Origin of the sequence: Paenibacillus sp. JGP012, assembly GCF_014203995.1 — a bacterium.
In the GTDB taxonomy this organism is placed as follows: Bacteria; Bacillota; Bacilli; order Paenibacillales; family Paenibacillaceae; genus Paenibacillus; species Paenibacillus silvae.
In genome coordinates this window covers 79,858-103,542 of the sequence record NZ_JACHKG010000005.1, presented here as the reverse complement: position 1 = coordinate 103,542, position 23,685 = coordinate 79,858, and the positions used below count along the sequence as shown (strand labels likewise).

Sequence of the window (23,685 nt, the reverse complement as noted above, 5' to 3'; positions counted from 1 at the left end):
TTTTCTTTTAAATAGAATAAATAATAAAAATAATTTTCATACAAAAGAGGTGCTTATGGCAGCCATCTTACACGCGTTGCAGCAACAATTAGATAACCTGCCGTCTCAGGAAAGACGGATCGCCGAGGTCATTATCGAGTCGCCTTCGGATGTGCCGGGCATGACCATTAATCAGTTGGCAGAGCTGAGCGGTACAAGCGCGGCGACGGTGACCCGTTTTTGCAAATCATTTCACTTTAAAGGTTTTCCCGATCTCAAAATGAAGCTTGCGGCAGAGCTGTCACAGACGCCGAATGAAACGGCCTATCAGGATATTGTTGCAGGCAACTCGTTATCCAGAATTGTTGAGGCCATTGAAGCCAATCATCTGGCTTCTATCGCGGATACGACTCGCTTGCTCGATCTGGGCAGGCTGGAACAATCTGTGCAGCTGCTCTGTCAGGCCCGGCGCATCGACCTGTACGGTGTGGCAACCTCGTCCATCGTGACACAGGATTTCTATCAGAAGCTGGTGCGGATCGGCAAAAGCTGTACAGCCTTTTCAGATTCCCACATGCAGATTACATCCGCTTCCTCGCTAGGAGCAGGTGATGTGGCGCTGGCCGTATCGTATTCGGGCGAAACCCCTGAAACGATTGATGCATTAACCTGTGCCAAACTAGCCGGGGCTTCCACAATCTCGCTGACCTCTTACGGCAGTAACACACTGGCTGAAACGGCAGATATTCCGCTGTTTACTTCCTCGCTTGAAGAAGGTATGCGACGCGGGGATATGGCTTCACGCATTGCGCTGCTGCATGTGATTGATATTTTGTTCACAGGCATGGTGAGTGCGGATTTTGATCAATTCATACCTAAACTTGAGCAGTCGTATCACAATGTGCAGTCCTATCGTTTCCATCACACCGGAGGTGCTTGACAGATGAATATTCGTATTTTTGAAAATGAAGAAGATTTAAACGCAACAGGAGCAGGACTAATCGCCAGCTTGCTGCAAACGAAACCGCGTGCTGTTCTGGGACTGGCAACCGGAAGTTCGCCTGTAGGCATTTACAAGCAGTTAATTGCGATGTATCAAAAAGGCTTGGTGAGCTTTGCGCAGGCCTCTTCCTTTAATCTGGATGAATACGTAGGTTTGCCTACAGAGCATCGCGAAAGCTACCGCAGTTTTATGAATGAGCAGCTGTTTCGTCATATCGACATGGACCTGTCCCGCACGAATGTGCCGAATGGAGAGGCAGTAGACTTGGCGGAGGAATGTGCTGGTTATGAGCGGCGTCTGGAGGATCGCGGGCCTGTGGACCTGCAATTGCTGGGCATCGGGCATAATGGTCATATCGGTTTTAATGAGCCTGGTACAGCGTTAACCGGACGCACCCATGTGGTGGATTTGAAGGAAGAGACAAGAAAGGCCAATGCACGTTTTTTTGACAGCATCGACGAAGTTCCAGCGCAAGCAATTACGATGGGGGTCGGTTCTATTTTAAAAGCAAAACAAATCCTGCTCATCGCCCGTGGCGAAGAGAAAGCGGAGATTATCCGCGAAGCGTTCATGGGTCCAATTACAACCTCCTGCCCGGCATCCTTGCTGCAATGTCATCCGAATGTGGTTGTACTGCTGGATCGTGCCGCAGGGAGGCTGGTTCGATGACCAAAGCCCATAGTAAAGCTGAAGACGGCGAGTTGGAAAAAAGGTTAACCTTGCTCCGCGGCAGACTGCTGCTCCCCGATAAAGTACTGGAGGATGGTCTGATCGTCTGGCGCGCCGATAAAATCGTATATGCCGGCATACCGGAAGGTCTGCCTGAAGCCCTTCGGCAAGAAGCTGGGGAGATTCCTGCCAAAGGAGCGGGTCTGATCGTACCTGGCTTTATTGATATCCATGTGCACGGCGGCAACGGAGAAGATTTTATGGATGCAAGCCCGGAAGTGCTGGACAAGATCACTTCATTCCACAGCTCACAGGGAACAACAGCGATGTTGGCGACCTCCATGACGGCTCCGAAGGAGCGTCTGGATCATGTTTTGGCCGAGGTAGATCGCTACCGCTCTGGGGAAATGCGCTATGCACAGCTGGAGGGCGTGCATCTGGAGGGACCTTTTTTCAGTCCGAAATGGCCTGGTGCGCAAAATCCCGATCACATTGTGCTCCCTGATGTGACTTGGCTGCAGGGTTGGGAAAAGCAGTACCCTGGCCTTATTCGTCAAGTAACCTTGGCGCCGGAACGTGAGGGAGCGCTCGAGGTCATCTCCTGGCTGCGGGAGCAACAAATTACAGCCGCGCTTGGTCACACGGATGCAACCTACGACGATGTACAACGTGCAGTAGAAGCGGGATTGCATCATGCTGTGCACACGTTTAACGCCATGACACCGCTGCACCATCGTGAGCCTGGAACGGCCGGGGCTGTGCTTAGTGATCCACGCATCAGTGCGGAAGTCATTGCCGATGGCATTCATGTGCATCCTGCGGCCATATCTATTCTCGCTCAATTGAAACAAGGGAACGATCAGCTTGTGCTCATTACCGATGCGATGTCAGCAGCAGGACTGGACGACGGTGAATACAAGATCGGGGATCTGCCCGTGATCGTGAAGAACGGAGAAGCACGTTTGAAAGAAGGCGGAGCTTTGGCGGGCAGTACCCTGACCATGGTACGCGGTTTTCGTTATCTCGTGCAGGAAGTGGGGCTGAGTCTGGTAGCTGCGTCAAGGGCGGCGAGTCTGACACCGGCACGTCTGCTTGGTATTGAGCATCGCACCGGTTCCCTGACGCAGGGAAAGCAGGCGGATATTGTTTTGCTGAATGAGGAACTGGCGATTGAGTCGGTGTGGGTAAAGGGCAGCAGAATCGGCTCATAATGCTGATAGGAATATAGGTAACTATTAATTTAAGCAGTACTTTATATGTAGTTAATATCTGGTCACATAGATCGTAACTTGCAACCCCAAGAGATTTACTTGTACAAGAAGGCATGAGTGTGTGTGTTGCCGGGGATGGCATAAGAGGAAATACGCTGAACAATATGTTAAAATAGATCTCAAAAAATGGAGATCTGCGGATCATTCACGGAGGCATAAACCATGGAACGTAACGCCATGCTGGAACATGATCCGTTTATCCCCGTGCTGGCGGAGAAGCTGCACATTCACGGATATTATGCTTTTTATGGCGAGCAGTACAATGAGACGGATATGGAGCAGTACCGCAAACATTTGTTCACGACCTTTAACAACATCGTATGGATTGAGCTGGATGCACGCAAAAAATACATGATTGTGGACCACCGCGGACGCAACACGGTCATGAAGCTGATTGAACGCATGCTAAATACGCGCAGAACACTGCGAGCCAATCAAGCGATGGCAGGCACGGATACGAGAGACGTGGATCAGGAGATTACGCATTTCTCCAAGCTGGTGCATATGCTGAAATTCACGACATTTCGCACGTAAATGTGCGTATAAGGAAGTGTCCAATGGAGTATCTGGATAAAGTGAAGGAAGGCAGTGCTTCAGCACGCTTTGACCGATCTTTGCTCATACGCTAACGATTCTGAGAAGCCTTATTTACCCGATTTCACGGCATTTCGAATTTTAACGATTCCGAGAGACGCTATTTCATGTGAACCAGCCCATTTTGGCATGAAACGCAGCTGATTTTGTCAAATAAGGCTTGTACGAATCGTTAGATTTTTCAGACCGTCTAAAATGGTGAAATAAGGTTTCCTGAGATCGTTAGAGCGTGGGAAGCGGCTATTTCCTTGTCTAGGTGACTGTTCTGGCAGGAGTCAATACGGCTGTACTGAACTATGCTGTGTTTTGTTAGGCGTTATTTTGATGAGGGGCCAGTTAGGCCAGTTAGTGGCTGTTTTTCGTAGATTCTGCTGTTGGTTGGTGCCGCGTAAAATATACACCGTGGTGTTGGTTCTCGTGCTACGACTTCTATAAGTCGATCTTCTATAAGTCTATAATTCTACACTCCTATAGTTGGACCCCCCATTATTCTTCATGGATAGGTTTGGTTCAGCATACAGGCGACAAAAAGCAAAGGCATACCCCTTTAAGAGTCCTGTCAGATCAGATGACAGGGCTCTTTTTAGTGAATGAATCTTACAACCATATCTGGGCACAAAGCTGAGCGCATCTCTGAATGCACATCGAATGCAGATCCAAATACATATCTGAACTTTTATCTAAACGAATATTCGAATGTGAATCTCGCATTGGAACTTTTATCTAAATGCATCTCTGAAAGCGAATCTCGTATTGGAACGCATATCTGAATACATATCTCGTCTTTGAACGCATATCTACATGCATATCTGCATGTTTTTCTGATTACGTATCTAAATGTTTATCTGAACGAAGTCACGAAGCTGCTGAACAGCGTTCGCACATCGTATTGATATTGATGGATCGGCTCCACCGGGCGGTTGATGCCAAGCAGCGTATATACGGCGATGCGTGCGGCGCGCACCGAATATTCCTCCGTGAACACCACATCGTCGGGAATCTCGCAAAATTGACTGATAAACGCCAGGTTGGTTGAACCTTCCGGCACCACTTGAGGGCGGTCACTGTTCAGCCGTGGCATGAATTGCGCCGTGATATACGGCATCATACAAGGGATACAATTGGCTGTTGCCATGATCGCCTCCTGATGCTCCTGAAAATGCAAATGGCCGATCAGTTCCTGCATAATTTCTTCACCCGTGCAATCACACATTCTTTTTTTCACATAGTCACCCACGTTGTCAGGATACAGCCCGTAGCCCCAGAAGACGTTGACATGCTCCGGCTGATTCCGGAAATGCGGCTGAAAAGCAAGTACAACGGACATGAACCAGCTTGAATCCTTGAATGTGACGAGCGCACCAGTACCGGCGCGGTTGCGGGTGAATTTTTCCATCAGATCAAAAAATACCGAATCCTGAAACGTAACCGTGAACGATTCCCATTTGGACTTATCAACATGGTCGCTAAAGGAGGAAGGGTTACCCAGTTGCGGCTTTTTCGCCGCAATGTTCTCCCACAGCTTCCAGGAACTGCTCTTGCCGTTCAGCTTCGGAGCGGAAGTCATGGAGCCCAGATCAGCGCCTTCGGTCATGGAACCGTTGGTTACAATCACTAAATCCCCTTCATGAATATCAATCACTTCCTCGGCTCCATTCCGCCGCACATGCATATGAGTCACGGTGATTCCGTCGCCCTCTTTGAAGTCCAGATCCGTAACAGTACATTTCAGCGTGAAATCTACGCCAAACGGCTCCAAATATCGGTGCAGCGGCAGAATGATGGAGTCATATTGGTTATAGGGTGTGCGCGTAACCCCTTCCAGCGTCTGAATGCGTGGAAACTCGTGAAAAAAGCGAAGCATATATCGTTTGAACTCTACCGCACTGTGCCAAGGCTGGAATGCAAACGTCGTCGCCCACATGTACCAGAAGTTCGTTTGGAAAAAGTGGGGAGCAAACCAGTCGTTAATTCGCAACTTGCCAAGCGTATCTTCAGGAGTAATAATCAGCTTGCCCATCGCTAGCCGGTCGGCCATGTCAAAGCCCATGGATAGAACATCTTCGACCTGACCATCGCGGTTAATCAAGCGTGCATTGGAATGTGTCGGGTTAGCATTATCAAAAGCAGTGATCTCCTCTCTCACCGACATGCCCGGATGGTCAATGGAAGGAATGGTCGCCAGCAGCTCCCACAGATTCTCATATGCCTCATCATTAAGCATACGTCCACCGCGAATCACGTAACCCTGCTCGGCATTACCTGCCCCGTCATTACTGCCGCCGAGAATAGGCATTTCTTCAATGATGTGAATGTTTTCACCAGGAAAGTCACAGTCTCTCACCAAATAAGCTGCTCCCGCAAGGGATGCAATACCGCCGCCAACAAAATAAACCTGTTTAGAGCCATGTTCCTTTTTCACGATCAATCGCCTCCAAATGATGGTGTACTCACATTCCCAATGTAAACCCAGGCAAGGAAAGAAGGAATGATCAAAAGAAAGCAGGTGTCTGTTTTTTAGTCACAATTGGAAAAATGTCTAGGGCGTGTCTGAAAACTCTGAAGGAAGCCAATTTTGCTGAATTTTCGTTCCAAGCCAGGAAGTTTTCCGCAGGCGTGCCGGGGCACGTCAAGGGAAAGTGACGCAGCAGGGGGCGAAAAGGCGGTAAAAGATGCACTTCAGTAGGTTTCAAGACACGCCCTAGTTTTAGGACGGCCTTATTGTTTGGTTAGGACTCATTTCTGTTGCGACAAGAGTATAAGCCTTCTGGTTTCCGTGTTTCTCTTCCAATCAAGCTAACCGAACCAGATCATGCTCCAAATAATACTCGAAAAAAGCCGCTCATCCTGAAGCCGATGGCAGCTTTCCGTGTTATTTTAAGTGCTCATATTTAAGCTCATACTTGTGCAGTGCCCTGACAACATTTCCTTCAATCAGTTCACTCAGCTTGGTAATGATCTGATCAGGCGGCTCCTTCATGTCATTTCGCATCCATTGAATAATCAGCCCGGTGAAGGCGAGTGTGTAGAAATTGGCGACAAATTCTTTATCCTCACTTCGAACCTTGGTTCTACCTGCCAACTCGTTAATTACCCCCATAATCAGATCATGCGTAACCTGATAGAGGTATCCATCCAGATGAGCACGACCCAGGGATTCGAGCGTATTGCAGCAGAAGGATTTATTATTTTCAATGTAACAAAAAATTTTGTGAAATCCTTCGGTCCATGTACCGTAACTGCGATACCCCGCAAGGCTGTTCACAGCTTCCGTTTCATAGATCCACCCGAGCAGTGCATAAATGTCCTGAAAATGATAATAAAAGGTTTGCCGGTTCACACCGCAGTCCTCAACCAGATGTTTTACCGTAATTTTGTTCAGCGGGGTATGTTCCATCAAATGTTTGAGTGAATGAGCCAGTGCAGTTTTGGTCAAATGAGAAGCAGACATCACGGTTCACCTCATCATTCAGATTCGGCTTGCAAGTGCGGAGATGCAGGAGTATATCAGGTTTGGAAAAAAGAACCCGCGGTTATAGATATCGTTCCTGTCCCGTAAATAAAGTAATGTTACGAATGCGTTTAGCGCTGCAAACTCTTTATAAGAAGATTAACATGATCTGCCATGACATGGAATCATATGGATCACTATATCCATAGCTATCAATAAAAATAAGAAACCGATAACCATTAAGGCTATCGGTTTCTTATCTCACTATATGAATGAGATATGGCTAAAGAAGGAGCTACAGCGTTACAAAAAAACGATTCGCATCGAAATGTCCACTAAGCGCGCCCCGCATCCTGTTTTTCTGCCATGCCCCATAAAAGGGGGGCATAATTTTTAAAAAAAGGACAGAGGGAAAGGCGCTAACGTAGTGGAGGGGGCGAGATCGATTCTGTAGAAGCGAAGCGTTCTCCTTTATCCCCGGATTTTCCCCTTGGAAAGGGAATCGAAAAAATCTGGGATAACAGCGATCGAAAGAACGACTCGCCACCGGAACGTCCACTAAGCGCGCCCCCACCTCCGTTTTAAGCGTTAAGCCAGACTTTTCATAAATTCCACGACAGTCAGCAATCCCTTATCAAAGTTCTCCAGATTGAAGTGCTCGTTCGGTGCATGCAGATTCTCATCCGGCAGACCAAAGCCCATCATGACCGCAGGCACGCCGAGCACACGGGAAAGCTTCTCTACAATTGGAATCGAGCCGCCATCCTTGGTGAAGAGAGCACGCACGCCGTATACTTTTTCATATGCATCTGCGGCTTTTTGCAGGATCGGATCAGTCGGATCGGTGTTAAAGGCAAAAGCCTTCTCGATCTGTTCAATTTGCAGTGTGGCACCTGGCTGTACATGGGCGCGAAGATGCGCTTCAATCGAATCAAGTACATGCTGCGGGTCCTGATCTGCAACCAGACGGCAGGTGATTTTGGCATGTGCCTCTTTCGGAATGACGGTTTTGGTGCCTTCGCCCTGGAAGCCGCCCCATACGCCGTTCAGCTCCAGCGTTGGACGTGCACCGACACGCTCCACGAAGGAATAACCTTCTTCACCATACAAATGCTCGAGTCCGAGATCCTGACGAAGCTGCTCCTCGTTGAAGCCCTGCTTTGTGAATTCCTCGCGCATTTCCGGCGACAAGGGCAGAACTCCGTCATAGAAGCCGTCTACACTTACGCGGCCTTGCTCATCATGCAGGGATGCCAGCAGGGATACGAGAGCATGCAGCGCGTTAGGTACACCACCGCCGAAGGAGCCGGAGTGCAGATCGGTGTTGGCGGTGAACAGGTCTACATGCATGGAGCACAGGCCGCGCAGGCCCGTGGAAATTGCCGGTTTTCCTTTTTCCAGCAAGGACGTATCCGAGATCAGCACCATGTCAGCGCGCAGCTTTTCCGTATGATCGTTCAGGTAGATCGGCAGGTTCGGGCTGGAGATTTCCTCTTCGCCCTCGATGCAGAACTTTACGTTAATCGGAAGCTCTTTGTTCTCGGCGAGCAGTGCTTCAACGGCTTTGATATGTATAAAAATTTGTCCTTTATCATCCGTTGCACCACGGGCATACAGCTTGCCATCTCGAACTGTTGGTTCAAAAGGAGGTGTCTCCCACAGGTGAAGCGGATCAACCGGCTGTACGTCATAGTGTCCATAAATCAGCGCTGTCGGTTTACCCGGAGCATGCAGGTGATCTGCATAAACAATCGGATGTCCGGCCGTTTGGATAATTTCTACATTTTCCATCCCGGCACGTGTGAGTGCATCTGCTGCCCACTGTGCGGCACGTTGAATATCTTCTTTATGCTCAGAAATGGCCGAAATGCTCGGAATGGATAACCATTCATTCAGTTCTGCCAGATGTTTATCCCGATTTTGTTCAAAATATGCTTGTTCTTTCATCTAAAGAGGCCTCCTTCAATCTGCTTTCAATCTATTGTAATCCATTTTGCCACGTTAATAAAACATTGGTTAAAAAAATGCAGCATCCGCATGGCTTCAACACATTGCCAATTGTGCGTATAATACAGAAAACGGCGTTATCCATATATTTTCAAAATAGAACCGGTCACCTCAACTATTGAACAGGGAGTTGAAGGAAAGTTCATGACAGTCAGACTCAAGCATTGGCCTGAATGGAGGGCGACAAGACACAAGGGCCGTTTCTACCGAAACAGCCTGATGCTCATTCTATTAATCGTCAGCATTCCCGGTTTAATTACGGGTATCGTCATGTACCAGCTCGTGGTTGGACGGATGGAAAATGAATTTAATCGTATGCACCAGAGCCAGATTGAGAACCGTGCGAGGAATGTGGACGACCAGCTCGCCTACCTGGAGATGAATCTGTCCCATTGGGCATTTGAACCGAGATTTGGCAATGCACTGCGGAATCTGGATTTTATTTATTATTTCAATGAAACGCAGGAGATCGTAACGACACTGTATGTGCTGCAGGGTTCTCATCCGTTAATTCAATCTGCACAGCTGTATCTGCAGGAACCTAAGCCGATTCTGTTTAACCGTGATTACACGGAATTGACGGACAGCTCGCTTGCCGCAGCCTATCAGCGTTATCTGACGATGGGCAACCATGTATACTGGACGGATTGGCGCCCTGGCAGCAAGACAGAGGCAATCGGAGGAGCGGAAGCAACGCAGGATAAGGGCCTGAATTCAGTTCAAGAGCAGTCTTTGAACCAGAGCCAAGAGCAGACCCAGGATACAGCTCAAGGCAATCCGCTTGTGCTTGTTCATAAAATACCGGGGGAGAGCATTCATCCGTTCGGTGCCCTGATCGTCACCCTGGATAATGAGAAAGTGGCAAGTCTTTTGAAAACGCTTACTCCTTATGATGAGGGCTTGACCTTTCTGATGGATGAGGAAGGACGTACGCTCATATCAGGCGATTCAAACAGCAGCAGGCCGTATACTGCTTTTGAGCAGCAGCTCAAAGAAGAGGTGAGTCTGCACAAGAACAGCCGCTCCTTTCTGTTTCGCTACGAGGGTCAGACCTACTCTGTTTCGTACGGGACGCTCGATCGGATTGACTCGGCATGGACGTATGTCTCGGCTGCGCCTTTGAACGCGATCACTTCTCCCGTCAAACTGATATCCACTATCATTGTGGCAGCCAGTTCGGGCAGTCTTGTGCTGGGGTTGCTTCTGTCCTGGTTCGCCTCACGTCAGATTTACTCCCCGGTTGCCCGTATGCTGCATTTGCTTACACCTGTGCGAAGTGACAGTGACAGGGATAAAGAAACAGCGGGAGCCGAGCTGGATGAGTTCGAGCTGTTGGAGCGGCAATGGCATGAGCTGACATCACGCAGTGTATCGGCACATCGCCAGCTGCAGGAGCATCTGCCGCATCTGCGAACCAGCTTTGTGTTACAGCTCATCCAGGGCCATATGTATGCTTATAGCGAAGAGGACTTGCGTCAGCGAATGTCTCATCTTGGCTTTGAACTGGAAGGCAGGCAGTTTCTGCTGGTACAGATGTATTTTACGGGATATGACCAGTTGCAAGGACGGTTCGGAAGTCAGGATAAAGGGCTGGTGACGTTTGCCGCAGTCAATATCATTCAGGAGGTTGCGAGAGCGTATTTCAGTCAGAGCAGTGTGATGAATTTTCACAACCTTTCTTCCGCGATGCTGATTATTGCCCCTGAGTCTGAATCGATCAAGCCACAGGCACGGATATGGGCTGAGGAACTGGTCGATGTCATTGCGCGCACACTGAGATTGAATGTGACCATGATGGTCAGCAGGCCCGTGACTGCGCTGCAGGAATTGCCCGGACAGCTTGTGGAGATGGAGCAGGCTGCGGCATACCGCCGCGTAGAAGAGGGCAGTCAGATTCTTGATCTGGAGGATGAGCAGTGCTTTCGTAACGATGAGGGCGCTTCATATCCGCTGGGGCTGGAACGTGAGCTCATTCAGACGCTGCGGCTGGTGAATCTGTCTGAAGCGGAGCAAGCCCTTGCAGCCTTCATGTCTGATATTACGGGCGCGGGCCGCACCGAATTTCAGGTACAGCAGATGATGCTGCAATTGCTCGGAAGTATTCAACATATGATGCTTCAGACCGGGGTTACTCCGTATACCTTGTTTGGCGGCAGCAACATGTATGAACAATTGTCCGCCATTCGCGAGCCGGTACAGATGCAGGAGTGGATGGTTCGGGAGGTTTTTTTACCCTATATAGAAGAGATACAGTCACGTTCCCAAGAGCCGTTGAAGCAGGTCGTTGAACGCACCATGAGGTATATCGAGCAGCATTATGCAAGCGATATTTCACTGGAAAGCTGTGCAGATCTGGAGCAGATGACTCCGTACGCATTGAGCAAAGCCTTCAAACAAGTGTCAGGCAGCAACTTTATTGATTATGTCACACGGGTGCGTATGGATGCGGCCAAACAGCTGCTGCGTGAGACAACGATGCGTATCAATGACGTTGCCGCGGGGGTTGGTTACCAGCATAGCTACTTTAATCGTATTTTCAAAAAACAGGAAGGCATCACGCCAAGCCAGTACCGGGACCAATGGTTTAAATAAGAAGGGTTCCCATGGTGAACCATTTATTTGCCGCTTATCTGCGGCAGAATGTCAGGGTATACCCGCTTGATCCATCGCCGGATATCTGCTTGACGCAGATACCGGCTTTTCATTTTTGATATCAAAAGCAAAGAAAGAGAAATCGGCAAAAAAGTGCAATCTGCCCCTCTGCAAAAAGTGCAAATCCTCGCAAAAATGGCGCTATAGCGGGCTTGTTGAAGAATTGTACAGTCACAGCAAAAAATGAAGGTTGCCTGCAAATCGCTGGCTGTATAGTCTGAATACCAGAACTTTGATAACGCTTACAATCGAAGTCGCAGACAACAAGGGGGGGAACCATGAACGGGAAGATGAACCATCATGAACCGGGCCAATCAGCACTGACTGCCCCGGCGGAGGTGATCTTGCAGCCGCTGAAACGGGAGTCCAATTGGAAAAGGCAGATTAAACGAAACAAATGGTTATATGTGCTTGTGCTTCCCGGTTTTTTGTATTTTGTGATCTTCAAATATTTGCCGATGTGGGGCATCGTCATTGCCTTTCAGGATTATCAGCCCTTCCTTGGCATTCGTCAGAGCGAGTGGGTCGGGATGGAGAACTTCACCAACTTTTTCTCTAACCCGGATTTCTTTCGCTTGCTGAGCAACACGCTGCTTCTGGCGCTGTATGATCTGATTTTCTTTTTTCCGGCACCGATCATTATTGCCCTGTTATTAAATGAGATTCGCGTGGCTTTCTTCAAAAGAACCATTCAAACGCTGGTCTATGTGCCGCATTTCGTATCCATGGTCATTATTGCAAGCATCACCTATGTATTTCTCACCCCGCAAGGCGGTGTGCTCTATGATCTGATTGCCTGGATTACAGGTCGACCTGTCGATGTGCTATCCAGTCCGGGTTCCTTCCGGCCCCTGATTATCATTCAGATGATGTGGAAGGAGATGGGCTGGGGCACGATCATTTTCCTCGCAGCTCTTGCAGGGGTTGATACGGAGCAGTACGAGGCTTCTATTGTGGACGGAGCAGGACGGCTGCGGCGCATGTGGCATGTTACACTGCCTGCGATCCGCACGACAATTGTCATTTTGCTGATTCTGCGGCTGGGCAACTTCCTGGATACCGGGTTTGAACAGATTTACCTGATGACCAATTCGCTGAACCGGGATGTGGCCGATGTTTTTGACACATACGTATACACCGTGGGTATTACCCAAGGCGCATTCAGTTACAGTACCGCGGTGGGACTGTTCAAATCGGTGGTTGGCATCATTCTTGTGCTGGGCAGCAATAAACTGGCGAAAAAGTTCGGTCATCCCGGTATTTATTAATGGTGTACAAATGATTGGAAGGAGGAACACCCGTGAACAGCCGTTTATACAACAGCTCTGCCGGTAAGGTATTTGATGTGTTCAACTATGTCATGCTGGGCCTGCTGGGCATCTTAACCGTGCTTCCTTTCCTGTATATTATCGGGAATTCGTTTGCCACGGAGGCCGAAATTACAGAACGCAGCTTTTTTCTGATCCCGAAGGTGTTTTCCTTCAGTGCCTACGAGTATATCTTTTCGTCCTCTACCATATTCCGCAGCATAGGTGTGTCGGTTTTCATTACCGTTGCAGGCACGCTGGTGAATCTGTTCTTCACGCTTACGATGGCTTATCCGCTGTCCAGAAGTGACTTCTGGGGCCGCAATGTGCTGATGAATATGGTTATTTTCTCCATGCTGTTTGGCGGGGGCATGATTCCGACATACCTTGTCATTCGAGGATTGGGACTGCTCGATTCATACTGGGCCTTGATGCTTCCTGGCGCAATCAGCGCTTTTAATTTAATCGTTGTCAAAAACTTTTTTCAGCAAATGCCGCCCGGACTCGAGGAAGCGGCCCGCATCGACGGCTGTTCGGATCTGGGTGTCCTGTGGCGAATTGTACTGCCGCTGTCCAAGCCGGTCATTGCCACCTTTGCCTTGTTCTATGCCGTAGGACACTGGAACAACTTTTTCTCGGCACTGCTGTACATTTCGGACAGCGACAAATGGCCTTTGCAGGTCATGCTGCGACAGATCGTGCTTTTGTCCCAAGCCAGTGTCGGGGATATGGCGAATATGGACCCGAACTTTGTGCAGCCGCCCGAGCAGTCGATCAAAATGGCGGTAATCGTTGTCGGTACGATTCCTATTTTGCTGGTATATCCGTTTTTGCAGAAGCATTTTGCCAAAGGTGTCATGTTGGGTTCAATCAAAGGTTAAAACCAAGGGGGAGAACGTATGGTACACATGAACGCATTTAAAAAAGGGGCTTGGCTGCTTTCGGCATCACTCGTATTCGGCACGGTTTTAGGGGCATGCTCCACAGAAAGCAAGCAATCAGGAGCATCGGGAGCAGGCGCGAAGCAGCAGCTTACCGTGATGCTTCCGAACTTTGAAGCGGAGAATCCGCCGGCGAACAGCCCCGTGATTCAGAAGCTGGAGGAACTGACACAGGTGGATGTTGATCTGCAATGGGTGCCAAGCAGCTCATATGAGGATAAATTCAACATTACACTCGCTTCAGGCAAGCTTCCTCAGATTATGGTTGTGCTTGGCAAGTCGCCTAGCTTTATTAATGCGGCCCGGACAGGTGCGTTCTGGGAGCTTGACCCGTACTTGAAGGATTATCCGAACCTGAGCCAGATGAATGAGATCATCAAGAACAATGCATCCATTGATGGCAAAACATATGGCATCTACCGGGCGCGTGCATTGGGGCGCAACGGGGTGACGATTCGCAAGGACTGGCTGGAGAAGCTGGGGCTGCAGGAGCCCAAAACCATCGAAGAGTTTTACAATGTGCTCAAAGCATTCACGAAGGATGACCCGGATGGAAACGGTAAAGACGACACCTATGGTCTGGTTGCCAGCAAATTTACGGGCCCATGGGATAACATGCAAATTTGGTTTGGCGCCCCGAACAAGTGGGGAGAGGATGGCAAGGGCGGCCTGATGCCTGCACATGAGACGCCGGAATATATGGAGGCATTGAAATTTTTCAGACAAATTTACAGTGAAGGTCTGGTCAACAAGGACTTTGCCGTGATGGACCCGACGAAGCTGCCAGATCCGTTTGTGAACGGAAAAGCGGGTGTTATGGTCGATGTAGCGGATAATGCACAGCGCATGGACCAGAAGATTTTGGAGAAGGACCCAAACGCCACAGGGCGTGTAGATGTATTACAGGCGATGGAGGGACCTAAGGGGCTGCGGGATATGCCGACTTCCGGGTATTCGGGCATGATTGCGATCTCCAAAAGCAGTGTCAAAACCGAAGAAGAGCTCAAGAAGGTGCTGCATTTCCTGGATCAATTGAACGAGCCTGAGCTGCAGGCTTTGCTGGGGAACGGTATCGAGGGCAAGCAGTATGAGAAAAAAGGAGATTATGTGCTTCCAACAACCGACAAGCTGGCGCTGCGGGATGTACAAGGACTGAATCAGATACTGATGTTCATTCCTGAGGACAAAACCCTTCGCGTCGAGCCAACCCCTGTCCGGGAGAAGGTGGCGCAGGTGCAGAAGGCGAATGAGCAGATCGTTGTCGCGAATCCCGGCGAGCCGCTGATCTCGGATGTGTATGCCCAGAAAGGGCCGCAGCTGGACAATATCATCAACGATGCCCGGATCAAATATATTGTAGGGCAGATTGATGAGAAAGGCTTCGCGGATGCGGTGGCTTTATGGAAAAGCAGTGGTGGTGACGAATACGTGAAGGAAATCAACGAGCTGTACGCTGCCCTGAAATAATGAACGAATTTGGTATGAAATGATGAATGGCTTCTCTTAGGGAGTGCCGGACGCATTTTTGTATATAAACTAGTGAGCGCATATCAAGCAGGGAGGCAGATGGCATGAACTGGGATAGTAATGCATTTGAACATCCCGAAGCGCAGTATCGGGTACATCCCTTCTGGTTTTGGAACGGGGAGATGCAGGAGCGGCAGATCAGGCGGCAGATCGCAGAGATGCATGCGCAGGGTGTGGGTGGATTTTTTATCTGCCCTCGCCAGGGGCTGGAAGTTCCATATCTGTCCGAAGCGTGGTTTGACAAAGTACGTCTCGCTGTAAGTGAAGCTGCTGCTTATGGCATGCAGGTCTGGCTATATGACGAGTATCCGTATCCAAGCGGGATGGCAGGTGGAGAGGTAACCCTGGATTTTCCAGAAGCAAAGCAGCGTGAACTGGTGCATCATCATGCGGTTGCTCATGGGGGTGAAGTTGTCCAGATGCAGCTCCCATGGGGGCGTATTTTGCTGGCGCAGGCGGTTCGTCGGGATACAGAGGGAAATCGCGAGTGGCATACATCCACCGACCTGCGCGGCTGCATCGGTAATATACAGACGGACCAGGTCTATCAGGAGACGGGACTTACATCGTATAACCGCAAACGTTTCTTTACGTATCAAACCGCATTTCGCCTGATATGGGAGGTGCCGGAAGGTGATTGGGAGATCATTGTTTTTCAGGAAAAGGAGATGGATGACTTTAAATATTACGGCCATTTTGTAGACCCGTGTCACAGGGAGGCGATGAGTCATTTTATCCAGCTGACCCATGAACGATACAAAGCTGCTGTAGGCGAGCATTTTGAAAGCGGTGTGATACAGGGCATGTTCTCGGATGAAATTGCTCCTCTGGGCAGGCTGCCTTGGTCGCCCCAACTGCCCCGTTATTTCCACGAACGGTGCGGATACAGTCTGATTGAGTCTCTGCCTGCACTGCTATACAGGGATGTGCCGAATGCGGCTGTGATTCGATATGACTATTTTCAGTCACTGCATTTGCTGCTGCGCCAGTCGTATCACCAGCAGGTGCATGACTGGTGTGAAGCGGCAGGTATTCAGTATGCGGCAGAGGTGCCAGGGGTACGGATGACCACCCAATTATACAGCCATATGCCCGGAGGGGATTCGGCGCATGAGAAAATCGGCCGTCCGTTGTCATGGATTCTGGAGCGGTATGGTCAGAGGCTGCGCGATAATCCGAAAATGGTCAGTTCGCTTGCCCGGCAGCTGGGACGGAGCCGCAATATGATTGAATGCTTCCACAGTGTCGGCTGGTCGATGACCTTGCAGGATGCCAAGTGGATGATTGACCGCATGGCGGCAATGGGCACTAATTTTTATAACTTTCATGCGTTTTTCTATACGATTGGTGGCTTGACCAAGCATGATGCACCGCCCTCTCAATTTCTACAGAATCCGTACTGGAAGCACTTCAGGCAGTTGGGCGACTATACAGGCCGCCTGAGTTACCTCATGAGCACAGGTGCAGCAATGATTCATATCGCGGTGCTTGATCCAACAACCACCTTCTGGAGTCTGATGGCCAACCCGCTGCATGGTTTCGAATACAGTGGCGAGCATGAAGAAGAACGGGTGCAGCTGAATCAGCTGATTCAGGACTGGATGCGAATCACGGCGCATCTGTTGCAGCAGCGGCGGGATTACGATCACCTTGACCCGGAATTGCTGGTCGAAGCCCATGTTGCAAATGGGGTTATTGAGATCGGTATCGCCCGTTACGATGTATTAATTCTGCCGCCTATGCTCAATCTGGAGGCCGCTGCCTGGGAACAGATCAAACGATTGGTGGCAGCAGGAGGTACTGTGATTTCGATGGGTATGCTGCCTCATATCGCGATACAGCCGGGAAGCCCGGCAGGAGATGAGGCTGCTGATTTTTTCGGAACAGCGGGTCAAAATGATCAGTCAGGCGAGAAGCGGGGCAACACCTGTTTTCTTCCGTATGAGGTGGGAAGCGAAAGCGGGCATGCTCTTTCGTTACGACTGCTATCGCAGCTGCTGCAGAAGGTTGTACCTGAGGTAGTCAGCTGGGACATGGCAGAGGAGAGCACGGCACTGCTGATGCAGACCCGTCAGTTGTCTGCGGGAGAGTTTATGGTTTTCCTGTCCAATCAGGAGGGGAAACGTTGTGAAGGTCAGCTGAAGATCGATAGTGAACAGCTGCAGCTGCGGTACAGCGTGGGGTTACCCGAGGACGAACACAACATACTGCTTGTTGAACGGCTTAACCTGGAGATTGGCCAGCGGGAGGAACTTCCGTATACAGTGCTTGAAGGCCAGTGGTGCATTCCGCTTACGTTGGCGCCATATGAAGCACATACGGTTCGGTTTCTTTTACAATCGCGGGTTGCGAGTGGATCTCAAGAAGATGAGGTTGCAGGAGCAGAATCGGAAGCTGTCTATAAAGTAGTGCTTTCCAGTGAAGGGCCTTGGCGTAACAAGGCGTTACAGCCGAATAACTTGCGGATCGGACAGTTTCAAGTACAGGCCTCCAATGAGCAGGGAGATTTTCTTGATATGGCTCAGACCAACGTCAAGCCGTTTATTGATCAGGCTGCTGTCTTTGCAGAGCAACACACGCTCCCGCTTCAGTTTGAGCAGGTATTTGGAACACCGAAAAAGGCTTCAATAGCCTACCCGATCCAGTGTCGATATATTGCAGCGTTTGAGCTGAGGACAGCACTGCCGGAATGTCTGCTGTTTATGGACCGTGCTGCCATTTCGGGGGCATGGGTGATGGAAATCAACGGTCATACTCTAACGAGAGATCAGTTCATACCTGCTGAGATTACCGACCATACGAATATCGCCTGTGATGTTGCAGAGCTGCTGCGCAGTGGCCTTAATGAGCTGATTATTACAGTGGACATCATCCAAGATGAGGATGGGATTGTTGATCCGCTGTATCTGCGGGGAGAATTCGGCGTTCAATTTCATCATGAAGGCACAGCCTCACTTGTACCAGAGCCACATGTGGCAGAACGCATTGGACCAGAGCCGCTGCCGCTGTATCCCCATTTTGCCGGGGAGATGAGTTATACACGCATGTTCTGGCTGGATCAATCCGAGACAGAGGTGCACCGTTTTGAACTGGAATTCGAGCATTGGTCTGTGCAGGATGTTACGGAGGTGCGAGTTAACGGGCATAGTCTCGGTGTGCGCTGCTGGTCTCCGTATCGCTGGCAGGGCGAGGGGAGCTGGCTGCGACCAGGAGAGAACGAGATTGAAGTGTGTGTGACCAACACGTTGATCGGTCTGCTGGAAGGCATGTATTTTGACGGGAAAGAACATCGGCTGAAGGATGTTGTGCAGCGATAATCGTGAAGCGGACATAAACAGGAACAGAAGCAGATACAGAAACAGAAACAGAAACAGAAACAAGAAAGAAGGGAAGCGAATGGGACATCGTATCCAGTATGACCGATATCCGGGTGGAGTAATGAAAGCGTTAACGCTAAGTTACGATGATGGCGTAATGCACGACAGAAGACTGGTGGACATATGCAATCGTTATGGTTTAAAGGCCACCTTTAATCTCAACTCAGGCTTGCTGGGCAAGGCGGGGCGAATTGAGGCAGAGGAAGTAGCCACTTTATATGCGGGTCATGAGGTAGCTGTTCATACGGTTACCCATCCGACTTTGCCATATGTGCCGAACGAGCTGTTGGCTGAAGAAATCATGCAGGATCGGGCTGCGCTGGAGCGGCTTGCAGGTTATCCGGTGCGCGGAATGGCTTATCCGAACGGAGGATACGACCGTGCGCTGAGCACCAAGCTGGCGTGGCTTGGCATCGACTATGCTCGTACCGTTGAATCCCATGGTCGTTTTACCTTACCCGAGCAGCCGCTGGAATGGCATCCGACCTGTCACCATAACGATGTGTCGTCATACACCGAGCGTTTTATCCAGCATACCAAAACAGGCACACCGCTCCTGCTCTACGTCTGGGGTCACAGCTATGAATTTAACGACAATGATAACTGGGAGATCATCGAACAGTTTGGTCAGCAGATCGGCGGCAGAGATGATATCTGGTATGCCACCAATGGCGAAATTATCGCTTACTGGAAAGCGGTTCAGCGGCTGGAGTGCTCGGCAGACAGGTCCATCATCTATAATCCGTCTGCTATCCCGGTGTGGTTTACCGCCGATCAGCAGGTGCTTGAGGTCAGAGGCGGGGAGACCCTGAGGCTTAGCGAGCGGATTCAGGTGTAGAACGGGAAAGGAGCTGACGATCATTCGATATTTTCATGAAAACGAGGCGATTGCAAACAAGGTCCATGGTTATGATTCCATCCCGGATGTGCTGACAACAGTGGCCCAGCGTTATATTGGCGATCATCCCCAGCATTCCTTCACATTCCGAGCCTGCCATCAGGAAGGCTTTCGCAGACTGGCGGATTACAGATACGATCTCGATCTGGCAGATCGCTGCAAGGAAGCGCGAAGTGGTCAGTATGTGTATGTGTGGGGCAAACTTTGGAGTGATGGGCAGACCGCCTTGAATACAAGTCTCAACTGTTATAGTCCTGTGACGATCTATGTGAACGGGGAACAGATATTTAAGTCGGAGCTGCTTCAGGAGCTGTTCCCCGAACGAAGAACGCCGATCCCCTTGCAGGTGAAGGAGGGATGGAATGATGTGCTGCTCTGTTTTGTGAAAACAGATGCAGGCTTTGGCGGTATCTTTGGTACAGGTTCATTCAAAAATTTCCCGCTTCACTTCCTCACACCCGGGGTGGATCGCAAAGGTCAGGAAGGCTGGCTCTACTCCGAGCCTGTAGATGAACCGATATCGAATCTGCCGTGTAACGGCATGACGGAGGAAGAAACGGGACTCGTCTGGTATCCGCGCAAGTCATGGAGTGATGAGGAGCGAAGCAGGGGAGCATTTGCCCGAATATTCGGCACCTCCCGGCCTGCGGTTGCCTATGCATGGTGCAAGCTTGATGTTACACAGCCAGGGCCAGAGCCTGTTATGTTACATGGCGTTCATGAAGGCGCGCTTACGCTTTATCTGGACGGAACAGAAATGTATACGGCATTGGAAAGTGGACATTTTCGGGTGCAGCTTCCGAGACAATATGGTACGCGTAATCTGGTCGTGAAGGGACAGCTGGATCAAGCGGGCGAGCCGAACTGGGGTTTTACACTGGGGAAAGCGGGAACTGAGGAAGCTGCTGTTGATTCCTTGTTTGCTGCAGGCTGGAGGCTGATGCCGCCGCGTCCTGTGGCTGGATGTGCCGATGTATGGCTTTATACCGGGCCTTTCGTTCCGGGCACCGAGCCTTCGCCGGCAGACATTGCCGTAACGGATACCGTATTTGAGGACGGGGCTCAAGGTGTATATTGGCGTGTTGATCTGCCAGCGACTCATGTTCGTCCGTTCCTGGAGAACACCCATTACGGGAAATGGAACTATCCGCTTGGAGTCACGCTGATGGGGCTGCTCCAGACAGGTCAGCAGCTTGCACGCACCGATTACATCCAGTATGTGTGCGAGCATATCGGGCTTAGTACGGCTTTTGATCAATATGCATTATGGGACCGGGCAGTCTATGGTGCAGCAGGCATTAACAATCAGCTGTCGGCCATAGACAGTCTGGATGACTGCGGCTCATTCGCTTCAACGCTGCTGGCAGCGATGGAGCTTGGCGAGATTCGCGGAGGCAGAGAGACGGCAGACCGGATTGCCAATTATATGGCGCATGAGCAGGAACGTCTCCCGGATGGTGCATTCTACCGTGTTCGCGGCAGCGGAGAGATGCGGCAGGAGACGATGTGGTGCGATGATCTGTATATGAGCACGCCGTTTCTGATGCGCTATGGTCAGCTGACGGGGGATACGTCCTGTTGGGACGATGCAGTGAATCAGTTTCTGATGTTCCAAAAGTATCTTTACCTGCCTGCTCAGCAGATCATGTCCCATGTCTATGATTTTGTGCGGGGGAAGGCAACGGGCATCCCGTGGGGACGAGGGAACGGCTGGGTGCTCTTTTCCTTGACCGAGCTGTTATCCATTCTCCCCCAGGATCATCCGAAGCGGCCTGAACTGCTGACCTTCTATCGGGAAATGTGTGCCGGGGTTCTGGCGCTGCAAGGAGAGAACGGGCTGTGGCATCAGGTGCTGAACCGTTCGGATTCGTATGAGGAAACCTCCTGCACCTCCATGTTTATCTACGCTTATGCCCGCGGCATTCGTGAAGGCTGGCTGGAGAAGCCGGGAGCCTACCTGAACGCAGTGCAAAAAGGTTGGGAAGGCTTAACCCGGATATCGATTGATTACCATGGCAACATCTACGGTGTCTGCCGGGGCTCAGGGTACTCTTTTACCGCCCTCTATTACCGCGATGATCTCGGCTGGAATCTCAATGATACCCATGGCATCGGCATTGTGCTGCTGGCAGGAGTGGAAGTATATAAGATGCATCAGCAGTTGAGGGAGAGTTGTGAGTGTGAAGAAAGTTTAATAAAGAAGATATAGTGAAGTTCATATAAAGTGATGGAAGACTATCTCAGGTGATAGATTGCCCGAAATGGTCTTTTTTTTGTGCTAACTTATAGAAAAAAGGAGTAAGAGCTATAGAATGATGTTTGATTCCCTTGAGTAAGAATTGGAGATAAAGAATGTGTGCCAAAGTTAAAGATAAGGGAGATGCGCAGTTTCTGTCCATGATTTTTTGGATATCTGTAATTTGTTATTATGGTATAATTAGGAGACATTATTTAGGGAGTTGTAGATGTGACTAAGCCAAATGTTTTTATTGGATCTTCACGAGAGGCGATGGATTTAGCAAATGCGATTCATTCCCAACTCAGCTACTGTGCCCAGGATATTTTATGCTATCCTTTAGGCAGAGAACATGTTCTGTCTATTCATTTTTCAGGCAGACATAAACTGGATGATGTGCAGTTGAGTTCTATTGTTACAAATAATAGCGAGCTTTTACGAACAATTAATCTTCTAGTTGGAGGGGATTCTATATGAAGTACAGCAGACGTAATCGTCGATCTGGAGTCACTCCTGGATATAAAATGTCAAAATCACTATCTCAATCCATTATTATTAACTCAAAGGGCAAAGATCGTCTTGATCGAGAATCAAAAGCGGTACTTCCTGCTAAGAACGGCGGGGTTGGCGTTATATACGTTGGTCCTTCAGTTGAAGGCGGAGATAAAGAATATGTCAAAGTTCTTACTGGAGACGTTGATTCGAGAAAGCCGTCTTTTGTTTAAACTAAAATAATTGAATAGTCACTCAAGGCTCCCATCTACATGGGAGTTTTTTTAATATGAACATTAAGACATATGGTGAGAGAGAAGATTAGTTTATCTAACCTTCCCTCCAACCTTTTCAGAAGTATCTAAAATAACTCCAGCTGCTCCGGGCCTTCTTCCTTCTCCGGCTCTGTGCGGTCAGGGAAAGGCTTGACAGGTTGACCTAGCAGGTCCATCATCATCTGTGCATTGGCAGCGGCATCTCCGGCGGAGTTGTTGTTGAAAATGACAAAAACATCTTCGCTCTGCGCCTGCAGCTGCTCCAGATAACCTTTCCATTCCAGCAGTTCCTGCTCATTGTACCGATACAGATACCGTGTCTCGCGCCAGTTGGGTGCCCCGTTCTGATGCCAGCCTGACACATTACGACCATGCATGCGCACCAGCGTCATGTTTGGATCGGTGGCAATCGGTACGATGGGAATTGAACCCGGCCCAGCCTGGGGTTCGTCACAGACGCTGTGAATCCAGCCCTGCTCCTTCAGAAAAGCAAGCGTGCGTTCACGGAATTTTTCCTCGTACCAGCTTTGGTGCCGGAATTCAATCGCACACGGAATGCCCTCCATGCGCAGCTTCACTTCCCGCAGTTCATTCACATTGTCCCGGTTGCATTCAAACCAAGGGGGATACTGAAACAAGGCCGCTTGCATTTTACCAGCCTCGATGATGGGTTCCAGTGATTCCCGAAATGCTTTGTACATCTCGGATGTGCTGTTGAAATATGGCTTGCCGCGCAGATGTCCTGTCATTCCCTGATAAGCCTTCACGATAAATGAGAACGACTCGGGTGTCTCCGCTGCCCAGCGGGCCATCCGGTCCCGAGGCTGTACGGCATAGAAGGAGCTGTCCACCTCTACTGTAGAGAAAAATTGGCTGTACAGATGCAGCTTGTCCTTCGCTTTGGTGCGGTTCGGGTAGAGGTCAATATGATCGCCCCACCCCGTGAGTCCGATACGAATCATAGGAACACCTCCTGTTGTGTATATTTAACCGATTCGCAGGAGTA

Annotated in this window: 17 protein-coding genes; 13 read left to right on the top strand and 4 right to left on the bottom strand. The window is 49.9% G+C overall.

The genetic code is table 11. The features are described 5' to 3' along the window. The first annotated feature begins 55 nt into the window (after positions 1 to 55). From HNR77_RS08670 to HNR77_RS08655, 4 genes are all read left to right on the top strand, one after another. Positions 56 to 919: a MurR/RpiR family transcriptional regulator gene (locus HNR77_RS08670; RefSeq protein WP_184182582.1), complete on the top strand. Its 864-nt coding sequence runs from the start codon at positions 56 to 58 to the stop codon at positions 917 to 919. A gap of 3 nt (positions 920 to 922) precedes the next feature. Further along, positions 923 to 1,651 (top strand): glucosamine-6-phosphate deaminase, encoded by a 729-nt coding sequence (nagB, locus tag HNR77_RS08665; RefSeq protein WP_184182579.1) that lies wholly within the window; start codon positions 923 to 925, stop codon positions 1,649 to 1,651. Beyond that, positions 1,648 to 2,862 carry an N-acetylglucosamine-6-phosphate deacetylase gene (gene nagA / locus HNR77_RS08660; RefSeq protein ID WP_184182576.1) on the top strand — a complete coding sequence of 405 codons (1,215 nt, stop codon included), beginning with the start codon at positions 1,648 to 1,650 and terminating at the stop codon, positions 2,860 to 2,862. The genes nagB and nagA overlap by 4 nt, the downstream gene beginning before the upstream one ends. 222 nt (positions 2,863 to 3,084) lie before the next feature. Next, positions 3,085 to 3,456, top strand: coding sequence for a hypothetical protein (locus HNR77_RS08655; RefSeq protein WP_184182573.1), 372 nt, complete (start codon positions 3,085 to 3,087; stop codon positions 3,454 to 3,456). Between the two features lie 901 nt (positions 3,457 to 4,357). Here HNR77_RS08655 and HNR77_RS08650 read toward each other — a convergent pair. From HNR77_RS08650 to HNR77_RS08640, 3 genes are all read right to left on the bottom strand, one after another. Next, positions 4,358 to 5,938: an oleate hydratase gene (locus HNR77_RS08650; protein WP_184182570.1), complete on the bottom strand. Its 1,581-nt coding sequence runs from the start codon at positions 5,936 to 5,938 to the stop codon at positions 4,358 to 4,360. A gap of 450 nt (positions 5,939 to 6,388) precedes the next feature. Continuing rightward, the gene (locus tag HNR77_RS08645; RefSeq protein ID WP_184182568.1) at positions 6,389 to 6,967 is read right to left on the bottom strand and encodes a TetR-like C-terminal domain-containing protein; all 579 of its coding nucleotides are present in this window, start codon (positions 6,965 to 6,967) and stop codon (positions 6,389 to 6,391) included. 588 nt (positions 6,968 to 7,555) lie between these two features. After that, on the bottom strand, positions 7,556 to 8,914 hold the full coding sequence (locus tag HNR77_RS08640; protein WP_184182565.1) for a dipeptidase: 1,359 nt from the start codon (positions 8,912 to 8,914) through the stop codon (positions 7,556 to 7,558). A 204-nt stretch (positions 8,915 to 9,118) separates the two neighbouring features. Here HNR77_RS08640 and HNR77_RS08635 point away from each other — a divergent pair, with 204 nt between their 5' ends. The 9 genes from HNR77_RS08635 (at position 9,119) to HNR77_RS08595 (ending at position 22,637) form a co-directional block, all read left to right on the top strand. Continuing rightward, positions 9,119 to 11,566, top strand: coding sequence for an AraC family transcriptional regulator (locus HNR77_RS08635; protein WP_184182563.1), 2,448 nt, complete (start codon positions 9,119 to 9,121; stop codon positions 11,564 to 11,566). A 338-nt stretch (positions 11,567 to 11,904) separates the two neighbouring features. After that, positions 11,905 to 12,894 carry an ABC transporter permease gene (locus HNR77_RS08630; protein ID WP_260410424.1) on the top strand — a complete coding sequence of 330 codons (990 nt, stop codon included), beginning with the start codon at positions 11,905 to 11,907 and terminating at the stop codon, positions 12,892 to 12,894. 92 nt (positions 12,895 to 12,986) lie between these two features. Then, positions 12,987 to 13,814, top strand: coding sequence for a carbohydrate ABC transporter permease (locus tag HNR77_RS08625; RefSeq protein ID WP_184183124.1), 828 nt, complete (start codon positions 12,987 to 12,989; stop codon positions 13,812 to 13,814). A 27-nt stretch (positions 13,815 to 13,841) separates the two neighbouring features. After that, the gene (locus HNR77_RS08620; RefSeq protein ID WP_184183121.1) at positions 13,842 to 15,341 is read left to right on the top strand and encodes an extracellular solute-binding protein; all 1,500 of its coding nucleotides are present in this window, start codon (positions 13,842 to 13,844) and stop codon (positions 15,339 to 15,341) included. Positions 15,342 to 15,445: 104 nt separating this feature from the next. Beyond that, on the top strand, positions 15,446 to 18,718 hold the full coding sequence (locus HNR77_RS08615; protein ID WP_184182561.1) for a glycosyl hydrolase: 3,273 nt from the start codon (positions 15,446 to 15,448) through the stop codon (positions 18,716 to 18,718). A 79-nt stretch (positions 18,719 to 18,797) separates the two neighbouring features. Further along, positions 18,798 to 19,616 carry a polysaccharide deacetylase family protein gene (locus HNR77_RS08610; RefSeq protein WP_184182559.1) on the top strand — a complete coding sequence of 273 codons (819 nt, stop codon included), beginning with the start codon at positions 18,798 to 18,800 and terminating at the stop codon, positions 19,614 to 19,616. A gap of 88 nt (positions 19,617 to 19,704) precedes the next feature. After that, positions 19,705 to 21,885: a glycoside hydrolase family 88/105 protein gene (locus HNR77_RS08605; protein WP_311768597.1), complete on the top strand. Its 2,181-nt coding sequence runs from the start codon at positions 19,705 to 19,707 to the stop codon at positions 21,883 to 21,885. A 258-nt stretch (positions 21,886 to 22,143) separates the two neighbouring features. Continuing rightward, positions 22,144 to 22,389: a hypothetical protein gene (locus HNR77_RS08600; protein WP_184182557.1), complete on the top strand. Its 246-nt coding sequence runs from the start codon at positions 22,144 to 22,146 to the stop codon at positions 22,387 to 22,389. Further along, a complete protein-coding gene (locus HNR77_RS08595; RefSeq protein WP_184183180.1) occupies positions 22,386 to 22,637 on the top strand; it encodes a hypothetical protein in 252 nt (83 codons plus the stop codon). The genes HNR77_RS08600 and HNR77_RS08595 overlap by 4 nt, the downstream gene beginning before the upstream one ends. A gap of 128 nt (positions 22,638 to 22,765) precedes the next feature. On the opposite strand, the gene HNR77_RS08590 is transcribed toward HNR77_RS08595, so the two are convergent. Beyond that, positions 22,766 to 23,641 carry a DUF72 domain-containing protein gene (locus tag HNR77_RS08590; RefSeq protein ID WP_184182555.1) on the bottom strand — a complete coding sequence of 292 codons (876 nt, stop codon included), beginning with the start codon at positions 23,639 to 23,641 and terminating at the stop codon, positions 22,766 to 22,768. Positions 23,642 to 23,685: the final 44 nt, after the last annotated feature.